Annotated in this window: 20 protein-coding genes; 7 read left to right on the top strand and 13 right to left on the bottom strand. The window is 63.9% G+C overall.

Annotated elements, in window-relative coordinates:
- Positions 1–28 precede the first annotated feature (28 nt).
- On the bottom strand, positions 29–577 hold the full coding sequence (locus tag ACP7EY_RS03830) for an FKBP-type peptidyl-prolyl cis-trans isomerase (RefSeq protein WP_426190637.1): 549 nt from the start codon (positions 575–577) through the stop codon (positions 29–31).
- Positions 578–659: 82 nt separating this feature from the next.
- Between ACP7EY_RS03830 and ACP7EY_RS03825 the strand changes: the two genes are divergently transcribed.
- The 3 genes from ACP7EY_RS03825 to ACP7EY_RS03815 all read left to right on the top strand — a co-directional run bounded on the left by ACP7EY_RS03825 (position 660) and on the right by ACP7EY_RS03815 (position 2,838).
- A complete protein-coding gene (locus ACP7EY_RS03825) occupies positions 660–1,781 on the top strand; it encodes a JmjC domain-containing protein (RefSeq protein ID WP_426190635.1) in 1,122 nt (373 codons plus the stop codon).
- 11 nt (positions 1,782–1,792) lie between these two features.
- Positions 1,793–2,278, top strand: a complete 486-nt coding sequence (locus tag ACP7EY_RS03820) for a hypothetical protein (protein WP_426190633.1) — start codon at positions 1,793–1,795, stop codon at positions 2,276–2,278.
- Positions 2,279–2,586: 308 nt separating this feature from the next.
- Entirely contained in the window at positions 2,587–2,838 is a 252-nt protein-coding gene (locus ACP7EY_RS03815) for a hypothetical protein (RefSeq protein ID WP_426190631.1), read from the top strand.
- A gap of 209 nt (positions 2,839–3,047) precedes the next feature.
- Here ACP7EY_RS03815 and bamC read toward each other — a convergent pair whose 3' ends face one another.
- The 9 genes from bamC to ACP7EY_RS03770 all read right to left on the bottom strand — a co-directional run bounded on the left by bamC (position 3,048) and on the right by ACP7EY_RS03770 (position 11,158).
- Positions 3,048–4,199, bottom strand: coding sequence for an outer membrane protein assembly factor BamC (gene bamC / locus ACP7EY_RS03810; RefSeq protein WP_426190629.1), 1,152 nt, complete (start codon positions 4,197–4,199; stop codon positions 3,048–3,050).
- 82 nt (positions 4,200–4,281) lie between these two features.
- Positions 4,282–5,166 carry a 4-hydroxy-tetrahydrodipicolinate synthase gene (gene dapA, locus ACP7EY_RS03805; RefSeq protein ID WP_426190627.1) on the bottom strand — a complete coding sequence of 295 codons (885 nt, stop codon included), beginning with the start codon at positions 5,164–5,166 and terminating at the stop codon, positions 4,282–4,284.
- A gap of 61 nt (positions 5,167–5,227) precedes the next feature.
- Positions 5,228–5,812, bottom strand: coding sequence for a class I SAM-dependent methyltransferase (locus ACP7EY_RS03800; protein WP_426190625.1), 585 nt, complete (start codon positions 5,810–5,812; stop codon positions 5,228–5,230).
- Positions 5,813–5,837: 25 nt separating this feature from the next.
- Positions 5,838–7,040, bottom strand: a complete 1,203-nt coding sequence (locus ACP7EY_RS03795; RefSeq protein WP_426190623.1) for a tryptophan--tRNA ligase — start codon at positions 7,038–7,040, stop codon at positions 5,838–5,840.
- A gap of 6 nt (positions 7,041–7,046) precedes the next feature.
- Complete coding sequence (locus tag ACP7EY_RS03790; RefSeq protein ID WP_426190621.1) at positions 7,047–7,715, bottom strand: site-2 protease family protein; 669 nt, start codon at positions 7,713–7,715, stop codon at positions 7,047–7,049.
- A gap of 61 nt (positions 7,716–7,776) precedes the next feature.
- Positions 7,777–8,397, bottom strand: coding sequence for an L-threonylcarbamoyladenylate synthase (locus tag ACP7EY_RS03785; protein WP_426190619.1), 621 nt, complete (start codon positions 8,395–8,397; stop codon positions 7,777–7,779).
- Between the two features lie 18 nt (positions 8,398–8,415).
- Positions 8,416–9,300 (bottom strand): protease HtpX, encoded by an 885-nt coding sequence (gene htpX, locus ACP7EY_RS03780; protein ID WP_426190617.1) that lies wholly within the window; start codon positions 9,298–9,300, stop codon positions 8,416–8,418.
- Positions 9,301–9,394: 94 nt separating this feature from the next.
- Positions 9,395–10,228 (bottom strand): 3',5'-nucleoside bisphosphate phosphatase, encoded by an 834-nt coding sequence (locus ACP7EY_RS03775; protein ID WP_426190615.1) that lies wholly within the window; start codon positions 10,226–10,228, stop codon positions 9,395–9,397.
- A 57-nt stretch (positions 10,229–10,285) separates the two neighbouring features.
- On the bottom strand, positions 10,286–11,158 hold the full coding sequence (locus tag ACP7EY_RS03770; protein ID WP_426190613.1) for an alpha/beta fold hydrolase: 873 nt from the start codon (positions 11,156–11,158) through the stop codon (positions 10,286–10,288).
- Between the two features lie 157 nt (positions 11,159–11,315).
- Here ACP7EY_RS03770 and ACP7EY_RS03765 point away from each other — a divergent pair, with 157 nt between their 5' ends.
- From ACP7EY_RS03765 to ACP7EY_RS03755, 3 genes are read left to right on the top strand one after another with little or no spacing between them, the layout of a single operon-like run.
- On the top strand, positions 11,316–11,840 hold the full coding sequence (locus tag ACP7EY_RS03765; RefSeq protein ID WP_426190611.1) for a gamma carbonic anhydrase family protein: 525 nt from the start codon (positions 11,316–11,318) through the stop codon (positions 11,838–11,840).
- A 3-nt stretch (positions 11,841–11,843) separates the two neighbouring features.
- Positions 11,844–12,806: an Hsp33 family molecular chaperone HslO gene (hslO, locus tag ACP7EY_RS03760; protein WP_426190609.1), complete on the top strand. Its 963-nt coding sequence runs from the start codon at positions 11,844–11,846 to the stop codon at positions 12,804–12,806.
- 52 nt (positions 12,807–12,858) lie between these two features.
- On the top strand, positions 12,859–13,287 hold the full coding sequence (locus ACP7EY_RS03755; RefSeq protein ID WP_426190607.1) for an acyl-CoA thioesterase: 429 nt from the start codon (positions 12,859–12,861) through the stop codon (positions 13,285–13,287).
- Here ACP7EY_RS03755 and ACP7EY_RS03750 read toward each other — a convergent pair.
- Both ACP7EY_RS03750 and ACP7EY_RS03745 read right to left on the bottom strand, forming a co-directional pair.
- Positions 13,284–13,589 (bottom strand): type II toxin-antitoxin system RelE/ParE family toxin, encoded by a 306-nt coding sequence (locus ACP7EY_RS03750; protein WP_426190605.1) that lies wholly within the window; start codon positions 13,587–13,589, stop codon positions 13,284–13,286. The genes ACP7EY_RS03755 and ACP7EY_RS03750 overlap by 4 nt on opposite strands.
- Before the next feature lie 2 nt (positions 13,590–13,591).
- Complete coding sequence (locus ACP7EY_RS03745) at positions 13,592–13,879, bottom strand: CopG family transcriptional regulator (protein WP_426190603.1); 288 nt, start codon at positions 13,877–13,879, stop codon at positions 13,592–13,594.
- Between the two features lie 162 nt (positions 13,880–14,041).
- Between ACP7EY_RS03745 and ACP7EY_RS03740 the strand changes: the two genes are divergently transcribed.
- Positions 14,042–14,794, top strand: a complete 753-nt coding sequence (locus tag ACP7EY_RS03740; RefSeq protein WP_426190601.1) for a hypothetical protein — start codon at positions 14,042–14,044, stop codon at positions 14,792–14,794.
- 15 nt (positions 14,795–14,809) lie between these two features.
- On the opposite strand, the gene ftsB is transcribed toward ACP7EY_RS03740, so the two are convergent.
- Complete coding sequence (gene ftsB, locus ACP7EY_RS03735; protein ID WP_426190599.1) at positions 14,810–15,160, bottom strand: cell division protein FtsB; 351 nt, start codon at positions 15,158–15,160, stop codon at positions 14,810–14,812.
- Between the last annotated feature and the right edge of the window lies 1 nt (position 15,161).

Below are 15,161 nucleotides of genomic sequence, written 5' to 3'. Positions count from 1 at the left end.
ATGTTACAAGGCCAGCCTGTTGTGCGGTTTAATGCACCGGATGCGAGCGGAACTCGTCGCCGGCGCTGTCGTCGTCGCCGTCGTCATGGCCGTGGTGGTGGCCATGGGCGCCGTGCACGTGTTCGTGCTGGATTTCTTCGTCGCTCGCTGCGCGCACGTCGACCACTTCCAGTTCAAAGCGCAGGGCCATGCCGGCCAGCGGGTGATTGCCGTCGAGTACAACCTTGTCGTCGGCGATGTCGGTGACGGTAAAGATCAACGCTTCATCGTCGCCTTCCGAGCCGTCGGGCATGCCTTCGAACTGCATGCCCACTTCCAGTGGTTCCGGCAAGCGATCGCGCGGTTCGACCTTGACCAGCGCCGGATCGTAGTCGCCGAAGGCGTCGTCCGGTTCGACCTGGATGGTGGCGGCGTAGCCGAGTTCCTTGCCGTCGAGTTCTTCTTCGATTTTCGGCAGCGTGTTTTCGTAGCCGCCGTGCAGGTAGACCATGGGCTGATTGCCGTCTTCGATCAGGTTGTTCTGTGCGTCAGACAGTTTGTATTTGACCGTGACGACGGTGTTTTTGCCAATCTTCATCGTGCTACCCTTTCTATGTTTTGAGCACGCAGATTATACCCTCGCCCACCGGTTCGGCCATACTGCGCGGTTATAATGGCGCATGAAAAAACTTCCCCTTCTCGGCGACCTGACGCCGGCCCAGTTCCTGCGCGACTACTGGCATAAAAAACCGCTGCTGATCCGCCAGGCTGTGCCAGGCATGAAGCCGCTGGTCGGTTTCGACGCGCTCACCCGGATGGCGGCTGAAAATTTCGTCGAATCGCGCCTGATCACCAACACCGACGGCCAGTGGAACATGCAGCACGGCCCGCTGGCGCAACTGCCGGCCCGCAGCCAGGCTGGCTGGACCATGCTGGTGCAGGGCGTCAACCTGGTCGATGCCAAGGCCGATGCCTTGCTGCGCCAGTTCCGCTTCATTCCCGATGCCCGCCTGGACGACCTGATGATCAGCTTCGCCACCGACGGCGGTGGGGTCGGCCCCCATTTCGACAGCTACGATGTGTTCCTGCTGCAAGCGCAAGGCACGCGGCGCTGGCGCATTTCGGCGCAGAAAGACTTGTCGCTGGTGGAAGGCATGCCTCTGAAGATTTTGCAAAACTTCGAGGCCGACGAAGAATTCGTGCTTGAAGCGGGCGACATGCTGTACCTGCCGCCCCACTACGCCCACGACGGCGTCGCCGTCGGCGACTGCATGACCTATTCGATCGGTTTTCGTACGCCGTCCTACCAGGAACTGGGCGAGGCCTTCCTGCAGTTCATGGCCGACTCGATCGACCTGCCGGGCCGCTACGCCGATCCCGCGCTCGAACTGTCGAGCAAGCCGGCGGAAATTCCCCGCCACATGCTCGCCACCATCACCGAAGAGATGAACAAGGTCCGCTTCGACGAAGAAGACATCACCATCTTCGTCGGCGAATACCTGTCGGAGCCGAAGCACAATGTGTTCTTCACGGGACCGGCAAAACCGCTGACCATGGGCCGCTTCATCGACACCATTGCCAAGCGGGGCGTGGCCCTGTCGCTGAAAAGCCAGATGCTGTACCGCGGCAAACACGTGTTCATCAACGGCGAGTCGTTTGCCGTCGGCCGCAACGACAAGCGGGTACTCGAAGCGCTGGCCAATGAGCGCGCGCTGGACGGCGCCGCGCTGGCGGGCGCCTCCGACGATGTCGTCGAAGCGCTCTACACCTGGTACCAGGACGGCTGGCTGGTGCTGGGCTAAGGAGACCTGCCGTGGAAGCGACGCCACCAGCATCCCCCCTGTTCGACACGCGGGCCCGCTTCGGCGCCGCCTTCCTCGACGTCGTCGGCGCTTCCACGCGCACCTTGCAACTGTTCGATCCCGACTTCACCGCGCTGCCGCTGGGCGAGGCCCGGGTCGACGCCGCCCTGCGCGGGTTTCTGGGCAAGGGCGGCAGCATCGAACTGGCCCTGCACGAGACCACCCACATCGAGCGCGACTGCCCCCGCTTCCTGCTCCTGCTGCGCCAGTTCGGCCACCGCATCGCCTGCCGCGCCACCCCGCCGGGTTTGCGCATACTGACCGATTCATTCTGTATCGGCGACGGCGTACACATCGTGCGGCGTTTCCATTGCGACCACATGCGCGGTGAAGTGCGTGTCGACGACCCCGCCGCCGTCGATATCAGCGCCCAGCGCTTCGCCGCCCTGTGGCTGGAATCGCGTCCCACCCTGGCCGGCACGGCGACCGGATTGTAAGTGTGCAGCACGTTCAAGACCGAATTTTCGCTGTAGCCGGACCCATTGCGCATGGCCCTTATACGGGTGTAAACATATTGTTACAAAATGAAGTCTCTTATCGCCCGGGAAAATTACATAAAGGCATCGCTACGCTATTGCGAAGCACCAAATTTAGCTATAATATCGGGTTAGGAAGTTTCCGTTGTCTGTCAGGCACCATTACAGGTACGAAAGCTAACGCGAATTCCCTAACGAGCGATAATTACCGGTAATTATTCATCGCAATAACAGTCGTCTCTACTTTTTGAAAAATTAAAGGAAAACCCATGAAAAAATCCCTGCTGATCGTCTCCCTGATGGCTATCGCTCTGGCTGCTTGCAGCAAAAAAGAAGAGCCAGTTGTTGTTGCTCCAGCTCCAGTCGTTGAAGCCGCTCCTGCACCAGCAGCTGCACCAGCTCCTGCTGCTGAAGCCGCTGCTGCCGCTTCGGTCGCCGCTTCGGCTGCTGCTGACGCAACCGCTGCTGCTAGCACCGCCGCTTCGGCTGCTGCTACCGCTGCTTCGGCCGCTGCTAAGTAATATTTGCCTTTGGCAAATCAAACCGGCCCTTGGGCCGGTTTTTTTGTCTCTTCGCATTCATGAATGCGCCTGGGCCCCGCAGCCCGGGAAAGTAGCGCACTGCTTGACCGGCCTGATGGCCGGTTTTTTTACGCCTGCACGCCTGCCCTGCGCGTGCGGACGAAAAAAAGCAGGCCCGCAGGCCTGCTTTTTTGTTGCAGCAAGGCTGCTTACTTCAGTTCGTCGCCGAGCAGGCGCAGGATCTTCGTGCCGGTCGGGCCCGTTTCGGCCTTGCCGTCGTTGGTCATCACGGACACCGTGCTGACGGTCGCGTTCGGCGCCGATTTGACGGCGATGCGATAGCGCTGGGCTTCTTTTTCCTTGTCGCTGGCGGCGCCGAAGGTGAACAGTTTCTTCAGGAAACCCGTGCTGCCGATCAGGTCTGGATCGACATAGCGCACGAAATACACGCCATTGACCCGATCGCGGTCTTCCACCGTGAAGCCGACGCGGTCGAGCGCCAGGCCGACGCGGCGCCAGGCGCGGTCGAAACCCTCGTCGACTTCGACCGTCGAGCCCACCAGTTTGGCATGGGTGGCCTGCACGGGCGCGTTCTGCACTTGCGCGGTGGTGGTCTTGACGTCGGTGACGCCGCCCAGGCGCGCCATCAGCTTGGCCAGGAACTGCGCTTCCAGGCCCGGGTCATTTGCCCGCGCCGTCCACTGGGTGATTTCCTTGGACGGGCCCGTCAGCACTTCTTCGGCGCCGCGGTGGCTGATATAGATCTCGGTGCTGCCGTCGGCCGCGCGCTCGAGGCGGGTGCGGTACTTGTCGCGTTCGCCCGTCGAATAAGCCGAATCGAACACCCGGCCCAGCGTGCGGCGCAGGACGTCCTGGGGAATCTTCGAGCGATTTTCCGCCCAGTTCGTTTCCATCACGCCCGTGGTGGCGGATTCTTCTTCCACGGTGAAGCCGGAATCGGCCCAGAACTGCTTGAGCTGCGGCCACAACTGCTCCGGCGTCTGCTTGACCACCAGCCAGCGCTGGTTGCCGTTGCGCTCGACCTTGACCGCGGCCGTGCTGGCCAGGCCCACCGTCTCGGTGGCGCCCGCTTGCGGCATGCCGGCCGGCGCAGCGCCCTTCTGGTAGCTCGATGCGCTGGCCACGCCACGGCCATCGGGGATGGCGTAGCGGTTGTCTTTCTGCATCTGGGTCAGATCGGGCGGAATGTCCAGCGGCGGCGCTTTCTTCGAGGCGCGATAGTCGAGCTTGTCCGACTCGAACACCGAACCGACAAAGGTGCAGCCGGTCAGGCTGACGAGCAGCGCGGAGAGGACGAGACCTTGCTTGGCGGCCGGGGCGATAATGGTGCGTTTTGTCATGTCGTAACGAAGTAAGTGCTGAAATAAGTGACCAAACAGCGGGAATCAGAATAAAGGGGTGACGAAAGCGAAGCGGGCAAACTCAAGTCGGCGGCAACACACCGGCATCGCGCAAAGCGCCTCTGACGGTGGCGTGGAATTCTTCGGCCAGGGGCGCCAGCGGCAAGCGCAGGCCAGCAGGCATCATGCCCATTTCTGCCAGCGCCCATTTGACGGGCACCGGGTTCGGCTCGACAAACAGTTTCGCGTGCAGGGGCATGAGGCGATTGTTGATGGCGACGGCGCCGGCGATATCGCCGGCCATCGCCGCCACGCACAATTCGTGCATGCCGCGCGGGGCCACGTTGGCGGTGACGGAAATATTGCCGGCACCACCGAGCAGCATCAGCGCGATGGCGGTCGGATCGTCGCCCGAATACACGGCAAACGAGCTCGGCGCCAGTTTGAGCAGTTCGGCGCCGCGGCCAATGTTGCCGGTGGCGTCTTTCAGGCCGACGATGTTTGGAATCGCGGCCAGGCGCAGCACCGTGTCGTTGTTCATGTCGGCCACCGTGCGGCCCGGCACGTTGTACAGGATGATGGGCAGATCGACCGCTTCGGCAATCGCCTTGAAATGGCGGTACATGCCTTCCTGGGTGGGGCGATTGTAATACGGCACCACCACCAGGGCGGCGTCGGCGCCGGCCTGCTTGGCGAAGCGCGTGAGCGTGATCGACTCTTCCGTCGAGTTGCCACCCGTGCCGGCGATGATTGGCATGCGACCGGCCGCGTGCTCGACGGCCAGCTTGATCAGCGCGCAGTGCTCGTCGACATTGACGGTCGCCGATTCGCCCGTGGTGCCGACGATGACGATGCCGTCCGTGCCTTCGGCGCAGTGCCAGTCGATGAGTTTACGCAGCGCAGGCAGGTCGAGACTGCCATCTTCGTGCATTGGAGTGACGATTGCTACTATGCTGCCCTTGATCATAATGTCTGAATGTTGGTGACCTGGAAAAACCTGATTGTAGCGGATAGGCCGCTCCCGTGGTTCATTCTTGACTAGAAAGCCCGCCCGAAACGTCGAGCTTTACGTTTGGTAACGTGAATGCGGGGCCAACGGCGCAGATACGCCCGATTAGGGCCTCGTTCGGCGTCATTACATGCACATCCTCGACGGCCAGCACGCGCAAGCCGGCCGCATCGGCCAAGGCCTGCAGCTCGCCCGGCTGCAGCAGGAAGGCGGGATTGGACGGCTTGCCATACGCCTCGTTGCCGGCGGCAAAAGTTTCATAGATCAGCATGCCGTCCGGCGCCAGGCTGGCCAGCAGCGCCGCCATCAGGGGACGGTGCAGGTAATTGGTGACGACGATGGTGGCAAACTGCCCCGGCCGCAGGATCAGCGCGCGCTGCGCCGCACAGGTCGCATCCTCGCTTTCCAGGTCGGCGTGCACGGTGACGATGCCCTCTCCCGCCGCGTGGATCAGGGCGCTGGCATCGCGGTCGACCGCCAGCACGGGATGACCGAGCGCGGCGAAGTGATGGGCGTGGCGGCCCATGCCGCAGGCCAGGTCGAGCACCTTGCCAGGCGGGGCCAGCGGCGCCCAGCGGGCCACCCAGGAAGAAACAAGGCTCATGGCGAGACGGTGTCCATCGTTGATTTCACAGGTAGCCCAGCCCCATTGCCTCGCGCACGTCGCGCATGGTTTCCTGGGCCAGCTTGCGGGCCTGGTCGCAACCGTCGGCGACGATGGCGCGGACCAGGGTGGGGTCGTCCAGGTACTGCTGGGCGCGCTCGTGCATGGGTTGCTGCTCGGCGATGATGGCGTCGATCACGGGCTGCTTGCACTCGATGCAACCAATCGCCGCCGACGTGCAGCCCTTCTGCACCCAGTCGCGCGTGGCGTCGTCGGTATAGACCTGGTGCAATTGGAACACGGGGCACTTGGCGGGATCGCCCGCGTCGGTGCGCCGCACGCGCGCGGGGTCGGTCGGCATGGTCCGCACTTTTTTGGTGACGCTGTCGCGGTCCTCGCGCAGGCCGATGGCGTTGCCATAGCTCTTGGACATCTTGCGCCCGTCCAGTCCCGGCAGGCGCGAGGCGCTGCTCAAGGTTGCCCGCGGCAGGGCCAGGATCAGCTTGCGGCTGCCCTCGAGGTAGCCGAACAGGCGTTCGCGGTCGATATTGCTCAGGCTGGCGGCATCGTCGAGCATGGCGCGGGCCTGCTCGAGGGCCGCTTCCTTGCCGTCCTGCTGGTAGTCGGTGCGCAGTTCCAGGTACAGCTTGGCGCGCTTGCTGCCCAGTTTCCTGACGGCGGCCTGGGCCTTCTCTTCGAAGCCGGCTTCCTTGCCATACAAGTGGTTGAAGCGGCGCGCCAGTTCGCGCATCATTTCGATGTGCGGCACCTGGTCCTCACCCACCGGCACTTCGCTGGCCCGGTAGATCAGCACGTCGGCCGCCTGCAGCAGCGGGTAGCCGAGAAAGCCGTAGGTGGTGAGGTCGCGCCCGGCCAGGTTGTCGATCTGGTCCTTGTAGGTGGGCACCCGTTCGAGCCAGGTCAGCGGCGTCGCCATCGACAGCAGCAGGTGCAGTTCGGCGTGTTCCGGCACCTTCGACTGGATGAACAGGGTCGCCTGCGAGGGATCGACGCCGGCCGCCAGCCAGTCGACCAGCATGTCCCAGGTGGCCCGCTCGATGATGGCAGGGTCGTCGTAGTGGGTGGTGAGGGCGTGCCAGTCGGCGACGAAAAACAGGCAGGGCTGCTGGGCCTGCAACTTGACCCAATTTTTCAGGGCCCCGTGATAGTGCCCCAGGTGCATGGCCCCGGTGGGGCGCATGCCGGAAACGACGCGATCAGGATACATGGGCGCTTAGCCGAGCAGCAATCGGAAAGGAAAGGCAGTCCAGCGCAGCAGCATTTGCGTCAGGGCCATCATGGGCACAAACCAATAATTAAGCAGTTGCAGCACCAGTAAGCCGAGCACGATGAACATGCCGTAGGGCTCGATTTTGGCGTACTGCGCGGCCAGGCGGTTCGGCAACAGGGCGTACACCACGCGGCTGCCATCGAGGGGGGGAATGGGCAACAAGTTAAACACGAACATCACGCAGTTGGTGAGGATGCCGGCCTGGGCCACCTTGAACGGATACAGTTCCGTGACCTGCAATTTCGACAGCAGCAAGGCGAAAATGATCCAGCCCAGCGCCATGATGAAATTGGCCATCGGCCCCGCCAGCGCCACGAAGGCCATCTGCTTTTTCGGATTGCGCAGGCGGCTGTAGTCGACCGGCACGGGCTTGGCGTAGCCGAGCAACATGGGGTAGCCCAGCGATTTGCTGGTGATATAGAGCAAGGCTGGCAGCACCAGGGTGCCGAAGGGATCGATGTGGCGCATGGGGTTCAGGCTCATGCGGCCCTGGGCAAATGCGGTGTCGTCGCCAAAATACTTGGCCGCATACGCATGGGCCGCTTCGTGCAAGGTGATCGCGAAGATGACCGGCAAGGCATACACGGCGATCGCCTGGATAATTTCGTTCATGGGTCGATTCTAACAGAGCGCCGCCGGCGAACCGGCGGCGCGGGGTGGAAGGGGCGCCCGCTTACAGGCCGAATACGGCGGCGTCGCCGCGGCCCTGGCGTATCAGCAGCGGCTGCTCGCCGCTCAGGTCGATGACGGTGGTGGGCGCCATCGGGCAGGGGCCGCCATCGATGACCAGGTCGACCAGCTTGGCCAGGCGTTCGCGGATGTCCTCGGCGTCGTTGAGCAGTTCGCCGTCGGGCATGATCAGGGTGGTGCCGATCAGGGGCTGGCCCAGTTCTTCCAGCAGGGCGCTGGCCACGCCGTGTTCGGGCACGCGCAGGCCGATGGTCTTGCGCGACGGGTGCGACAGGCGCCGCGGCACCTCGCGGGTCGCTTCGAGGATCACCGTGAACGGTCCCGGGGTGGCCGACTTGAGCAGGCGGAACTGGCGGTTGTCGACCCGCGCATACAGGGCAATTTCCGACAGGTCGCGGCACAGCAAGGTCAGGTGCTGCTTTTCGTCGATGCCGCGGATACGGCGCAGGCGTTCCACCGCGGCCTTGTCGTCGAGGTGGCACACCAGCGCGTAACACGAGTCGGTGGGCAGGGCGACGATGCCGCCGCCGTGGATGATCTGCGCGGCCTGCTTGATCAGGCGCGCTTGCGGGTTGTCCGGGTGAATCGTGAAAAATTGGCTCATCGGGTCTGTTTGATTTTTTTAAACGGGCTGTTGGCCCTGCAATGCCGCAATCCGCTGTTCCATCGGCGGATGGGTGGCGAACAGGGCGCCCCAGCCCGAGTTGGCGCCGGAAATGCCCAGCGCATTCATGCTCTGCGGCAGCTCGCCCGGATGCTGGCCGGACAGGCGGGCCAGCGCGCGCTGCATGGGCAGGGGCGAGCCGAGCAGCTTGGCCGAGCCGGCATCGGCGCGAAATTCGCGCTGGCGCGAAAACCAGGCGACGATGATGGAGGCGACCAGCCCGAAAATGATTTCGCAGACAAACACGGTCACCATGTAACCGATGCCGGGGCCGCGGTCGCTGTTGCCGCGCAACAGCACCTTGTCGACAAAGAAGCCCACCACCCGCGCCATGAAGATAACGAAGGTGTTGACCACGCCCTGGATCAGGGTGAGGGTGACCATGTCGCCATTGGCCACGTGGGCGATTTCATGGCCCAGCACGGCTTCGACTTCCTCGCGGTTCATGCTTTGCAGCAGGCCCGTCGACACTGCCACCAGCGCGGCATTTTTGAACGCGCCGGTGGCGAAGGCGTTCGGCTCGCCGTCGTACACGGCCACCTCGGGCATGGCGATGCCGGCCCGTTCGGCCAGCTGGCGCACGGTTTGCACCAGCCACAGCTCGGTCGAATTGGCGGGATTGTCGATCACCCGCGCGCCCGTCGACCACTTGGCCATGGGTTTGCTGATCAACAGCGAAAAGATCGACCCCGTAAAACCGACCACCAGCGAGAACACCAGCAAGGCGCCCACGTTGATGCCTTGCGCGGTGACGGCGCTGCCCACACCCAGCACATTGAGGACGACGGACAACACCAGCATCACGGCGAGGTTGGTAGCAAGGAACAACACGATACGTTTCATGGCAATCTCCGCAGGCAAGTCAGGGATGGCGCGCGCGCCGTCGGCTCAGCATTAGTCAAGCCGAAGATGCGGCCGCGCAGGCCGATTTCAAGTTTTAAAACCAGTCGTGCCAGATGGGCTTGACGCCCGAGGGCAACGGCGGCAACAGGGCGAAATCGGCGCGCGATTCGCCCGGTGCGTGGAAGTCGGTGCCGCGCGAGGCGAGAAAGCCGTAGCGGCGCGCCAGTTCGGCGTACACGGGATACTGGTCGGGCGTGTGGCTGCCCGTGACGACTTCGATGGCGCTGCCGCCCAACTGCTTGAATTCGTCGAACAGCACCCCTTCGGCCAGCGGCGAAAACTTGTAGCGGCCCGGATGGGCCACCACGGCGATGCCGCCGGCGGCCTTGATCCAGCCCACCGCCTCTTCCAGCGAGGCCCAGCGGTGCGGCACATAACCGGGTTTGCCTTCGCTGAGAAACTTGCGGAACACCTCGCCGATATTGCTGGCGGCGCCGCATTCGATCAGGTAGCGGGCAAAGTGGGTGCGCGACATCAGGTCGGGATTGCCGACGTACTTGAGAGCGCCTTCGTAGGCGCCCGGATAGCCGGCCTTGGCCAGTTGCGCGGAAATTTCGCGCCCGCGCGCGTCGCGGCCGCTGCGGGTGGCGCCCAGGCCGGCCAGCAGCACGGGATTGGTTTCATCGATGCGCAGGCCGACGATGTGCACGGTCTGGTTGGCCCAGGTGATGGAAATTTCCACCCCGGGCACAAAGCCCAGCCCCACGGCGGCGGCGGCGGCGCGCCCGGCGGCAATCCCGCCCACTTCGTCGTGGTCGGTCAGGCCCCAGACATCGACGCCGGCCTGGCGCGCGTACTTCGCCACCGCGGCGGGCGCGAGGACGCCGTCGGAGACGTTGGTGTGGCTGTGCAGGTCAACATTGAGCATGCTGATATTGTACGTCGGATCGCTCGCGCCGGTGGGGGCGCATGCTGCGATGCGCCGTTACAGGAAGGCCTCGATCAGGCCCGCCAGGTGTTCGGGCTGGTCGTGATGGAGCATGTGGCCCGCGTCAGCGAGCATGTGCGCCTGCACCTGGCGCAGGTGGCCCAGGCGCCGGTCGATTTCCACGCGCGCCTGCGCCTTCGGCCCCATCCATTCCCACATATTGGTCTGTTCCGCCTCGACCCACAGCACGGGCGCCGTGATCGCGCTCCAGCACGCCATCACCTCCTCCACCCGGTACAGGATCGGCCCCGGCTTCTTGTGCGCCGGGTCGCCCAGGATCACGAACTGGCCGGCATCGTCGGGCGCCGACCAGTGCGGCGCCAGGAAGGCCGCGCGCGCGTCCGACAGCCGTGGATTGGTTTTTTGCAGGCGCGCCGCCACCGCCGCCAGGCTGGGGTAGCTGCGCAGGGGCGTACACTCGCGCAGGCCGTCGAGCCAGCGCGCGTACTGGCCGGGCGCCTGCTCGGGCCGGCTCGCCTTCATGCCGAAGCCTTCCAGGTTGATCAGGCGGCGCACCCGCTGCGGCCGGATGCCCGCATACAGGCCGACGATATTGCCGCCCATGCTGTGGCCCAGCAGATTGACGGGTTCATCTGGCGAATAATGGTCGAGCATGGCGTCCAGGTCGCCCAGGTAATCGGGAAAATAATAGGTGTCGCCCGGCCCCCGCTCGGTCAGGCCGAAGCCGCGCCAGTCGGGCGCGATGACGTGCCAGTCGCCGGCCAGGTGATCGGCCACGAACTGGAACGAGGCGCCCACGTCCATCCAGCCGTGCACCATGAAAATGATGGGCGCGCCTTCGCGGCCCCAATGGCGCACGTGGGTGCGCAGGCCGCGCACGGCGATGAATTCGGATCGGGACGGTTTCATGGAACTCTCAAATAAAAGAACGACCGTTCGGATTATACCGGCCTGTTGCATTCTTGCCGAGCGTCCCCACATGGGCTGCTTGCCGATCGCGGCCGCGGGGGGCGTAAAATACCCCAACACTGGCTCTTCGACACTCACCCACCATCATAGGGGCAACATGGCTATCTACCAACTCGGTGCTGACGCGCCCCAGATCGATCCCAGCGCCTGGGTGGCCGAATCGGCCAACCTGATCGGCAAAGTTACCCTCGGCGCCAACGCCACCATCTGGTACGGCGTCACCCTGCGCGGCGACAATGAACGCATCAGCATCGGTGCGGGCAGCAATGTGCAGGAAGGCACCGTGATGCACACCGACATGGGTTATCCCCTCGAGGTGGGCGAAGGGGTGTCGATCGGCCACATGGCGATGCTGCACGGTTGCACCATCGGCGACGGCTCGCTGATCGGCATACAGGCGGTGATCATGAACGGCGCGACCATCGGCAAGGGCTGCCTGGTGGGCGCCGGCGCCCTGGTCACCGAGGGCAAGCAGTTTCCCGACTACAGCCTGATCATCGGCAGCCCCGCCAAGGCGGTGCGCACGCTCGAGTCCGCCGACATCGCCCGCCTGGCCGCGATTGCCGACGGCTATGTACAACGCGGCAAAACTTACCGAACAGACTTGACCAAGATTGGATAAAGCATGACGACGATCACTATCGCCAGCACGGACACCCTGCAAAAATTTATTTTCGACAATGCCGCCGTGCGCGGTGAATTCGTCGAAATTTCCGACACCTGGCGCGAAATTCAATCGCGCCAGGCCTACCCGGCCGCCGTCAAGACGGTGCTGGGCGAAATGGTGGCGGCCGCCGCCCTGCTGTCGGCCAACCTGAAATTCAATGGCGCCATCGTCATGCAGATCCATGGCGACGGCCCCGTGCGCCTGCTGGTGGTCGAGTGCGACTCCGACCTACGCCTGCGCGCCACCGCCAAGCTGGCCGAAGACGCCGTGGTGGCCGACGACGCCTCGCTGACGGACCTGCTCAACGCCAGCGGCAAGGGGCGCTTCGTCATCACGCTCGATCCGGCCGACAAGATGCCCGGCCAGCAAGCCTACCAGGGCATCGTCCCCCTCGACGGCGAGGACATGGCCACCGTCATCGAAAATTACATGTTGCGCTCCGAGCAGCTCGACACCCGCTTGTGGCTGGGCGCCAACGACAGCGTCTCGCGCGGCTTGCTGCTGCAAAAGCTGCCGCGCCACAGCGGCAAGGATGACCAGGTCAAGCAGGCCAGCGCCGAAGACGACCTGGAAACCTGGAACCGCGCCGTCACCCTGGCCTCGACCCTGAAGCAGGAAGAGTTGCTCTCGACCGATATCCAGACCCTGATGAACCGCCTGTTCTGGGAAGAAACCATCCGCGTGTTCGAGCCCGCCCACCCGCAATTTCATTGCAGCTGCACGCGCGACAAGGTGGGCAATATGCTCAAGATGCTGGGCCAGGCGGAGGTCGAGGAAGCGCTGGCCGAACTGGGCCAACTGGCGATCGACTGCGATTTTTGCGGCAAGCACTACGAATTCGACAAGGTCGACTGCGCGCAGTTGTTCGTCACCGATGCGCCCGTCGAGCTGTTGATGCCCGCGGGCGAGGCCAAGCACTGAGGTTGCCGGGGGCCGCCGTGCCCCCTCATTCACCGACTGACGGGACCGTTCCATGCGTGACGCCACACGAGCAGATTTCCCCCACTTTCTCAGCATCGCCACCCGCTGGATGGACAATGACGCCTACCAGCACGTCAACAATGTCGTCTATTACTCGTATTTCGACACGGCCGTGAACCAGTTCCTGATCGCGCGCGGCGCGCTCGATCTGCACGCCGACCGGGTGGTGGGGCTGGTGGTCGACAGCGGCTGTTCGTATTTCAGTTCGATCAGTTTTCCCGATACGGTCCACGTGGGGCTGCGCGTGGCCAAGCTGGGCAATTCGAGCGTGCGCTATCAACTGGCGCTGTTTCGCAACGACGAGACCAGCGCGGCGGCCGCCGGCCACTTCGTCCACGTCTACGTCGACCGCGACACGAACCGGCCGGTGCCCATCCCCGACGCGGTGCGCGCGGTGCTGGCCACCATCGAAGTGTCTTAACGCTCGTAGCCCGCCTCGCGCTGGCTGCGCACGGCCAGCACAAAAATGGTGTCGATGACGTCAATATACTGGTAGAGCGCAATACACCCGCGCCCCTGGCGGCCAATCACCAGTTCCCGCTTGCCCCTCGCTGCGGGTCTGCCGAGCAGGGGATTGAGCGCCAGCGCATTGATCGCCTCGATGATTTCTTCAATGCGGGCGGCCGCATTGGTATCCTGGTAATTCGCGTAGTGGTCAACGATACGATCGAAGTCATCGAGCACTTCGGGCGCCAGGTCGATCCGCGTCACCGAATCGGGCAAGCTCACGCCGGCTTGGTGCGGATGGCCGGCCGCGGCGGCGACGCCCCATTCAGACGCTGCTGCAGATAGCTGCGTACCTCGCCCCAGCCAACGGTGTTGCCCGTATCGACGATCCGGCTGAAGCGGGCATCGGCCTCGGCGTCGAGGCCGGCGCGCCGCTCTTCCAGTTCGGCCTTTTCCACAATCGCTTCAATGATGAAACTGTGGGGGGTCTTGCCGGCCCGCCCGGCGGCAATGGCGATGCGGGCTTTGAGCTCGTCGGGCAGACGAATGGTGGTGGTGGCGGACATGGCGCTCTCCTGGTCGAGACTTAAATGTAGCACAGCTGTGCTATGCAATGGCACTATCTCGCGTTCATCAGGGCTTGCGCAATCATGTTTTTTCGATACATACGTCGCTTGCCGGGCTCAATTGCGCCATACACTGGGATTTTATTCCCAGAGGATACCTGCATGACTGCCTGTTCCCGTTTGCGCCTTGCCGCCCTCGCCGCCCTGCTCGCCGCGGCGCCAGCCGCCTTCGCCGCCACCGCCGTCGATGTCGGCACACCCCTGCCCCGCTTCGCCCTGCTCAAGGAATCGACCCACCACTACCTGCGCTTCATGCAGGCGGGCGAGAGCAGCGTGCCGGCCGATATCTGGACCCGCACCGTGCGCTTCGAACAGGGCGCCGTGCGCCTGACCCAGCGCTGGGACAGCGCCGGACCGGCCTCGACCCGCGTGCAGGAATCGTGGTTCGACAAGGACACCCTGCGCCCGCGCAGCCACCAGCGGGTGTCGGAACGGGACGGCAAAAAGACGGTCGAGGGATTCCTGTTCGCGCCCGACAAGATCAGCGGCATGCCTGAGCTGGCCGACAACACACAGAAGGACCTGGCGATGGCCTCGCCCGAGCCCACGTTCAACTTTGAAGCGGACCTGGAAACCCTGCAGACCTTGCCGCTGGCGGCCGGTTACGAGGCGAGCATCAATTTCTACCATCCGGGCGCCAGCACGCCGCCCCAGCGCTACCTGTTCAAGGTGAGCGGTTCGGCCACCATTGCGGGCCCTGCCGGGCCGGTCGACTGCTGGGTGGTGACAACCGACTACAACCGGCCGGAGATGCCCGTCTCGACGTTCTGGTTTGCAAAAGGGACGCAGTTGATGGTGCGGCAAGAAGCGCACATGCCAGGTGGCAAAAAGCTGGTGAAAGCCCTCATCGATTGAGGACGTGATGAAAGACTAGTGCCCCGCCGGCTTGCCCGATTTTTTCTCGGGCGGCGGCGGTGGCAGGGCCGTCTTGGAGACGGTCGGCTGGCCATTCTCGTCGAGCACCTGCACGAAAATCTCGTTGGCCTTGATCATGCTCAGTTCGTAGCGCGCGCGTTCTTCCACCGCGCCGGTACCGTCCTTGAGGTCGCGCACTTCGGACTCGAGCTTGGCGTTGCGCGCCTTGAGTTCGTCGGTTTTCTTGTGGCTGGCGGCGACCTGGGTTTCCAGTTCGGACACGCGCAGCCAGCCCTTCTTTCCCAGCCACAGGGGATATTGAATCAATAGCAGCAGGGAAACGAGGGCGAGCGTGATCAGGCGCATG

The sequence above is a fragment of the Massilia sp. DWR3-1-1 genome, assembly GCF_049898325.1.
Classification (GTDB): domain Bacteria; phylum Pseudomonadota; class Gammaproteobacteria; order Burkholderiales; family Burkholderiaceae_D; genus JAFCUW01.
Note: the sequence above shows the minus strand (reverse complement) of the source record. Positions and strands in the feature narration are given on the sequence as shown.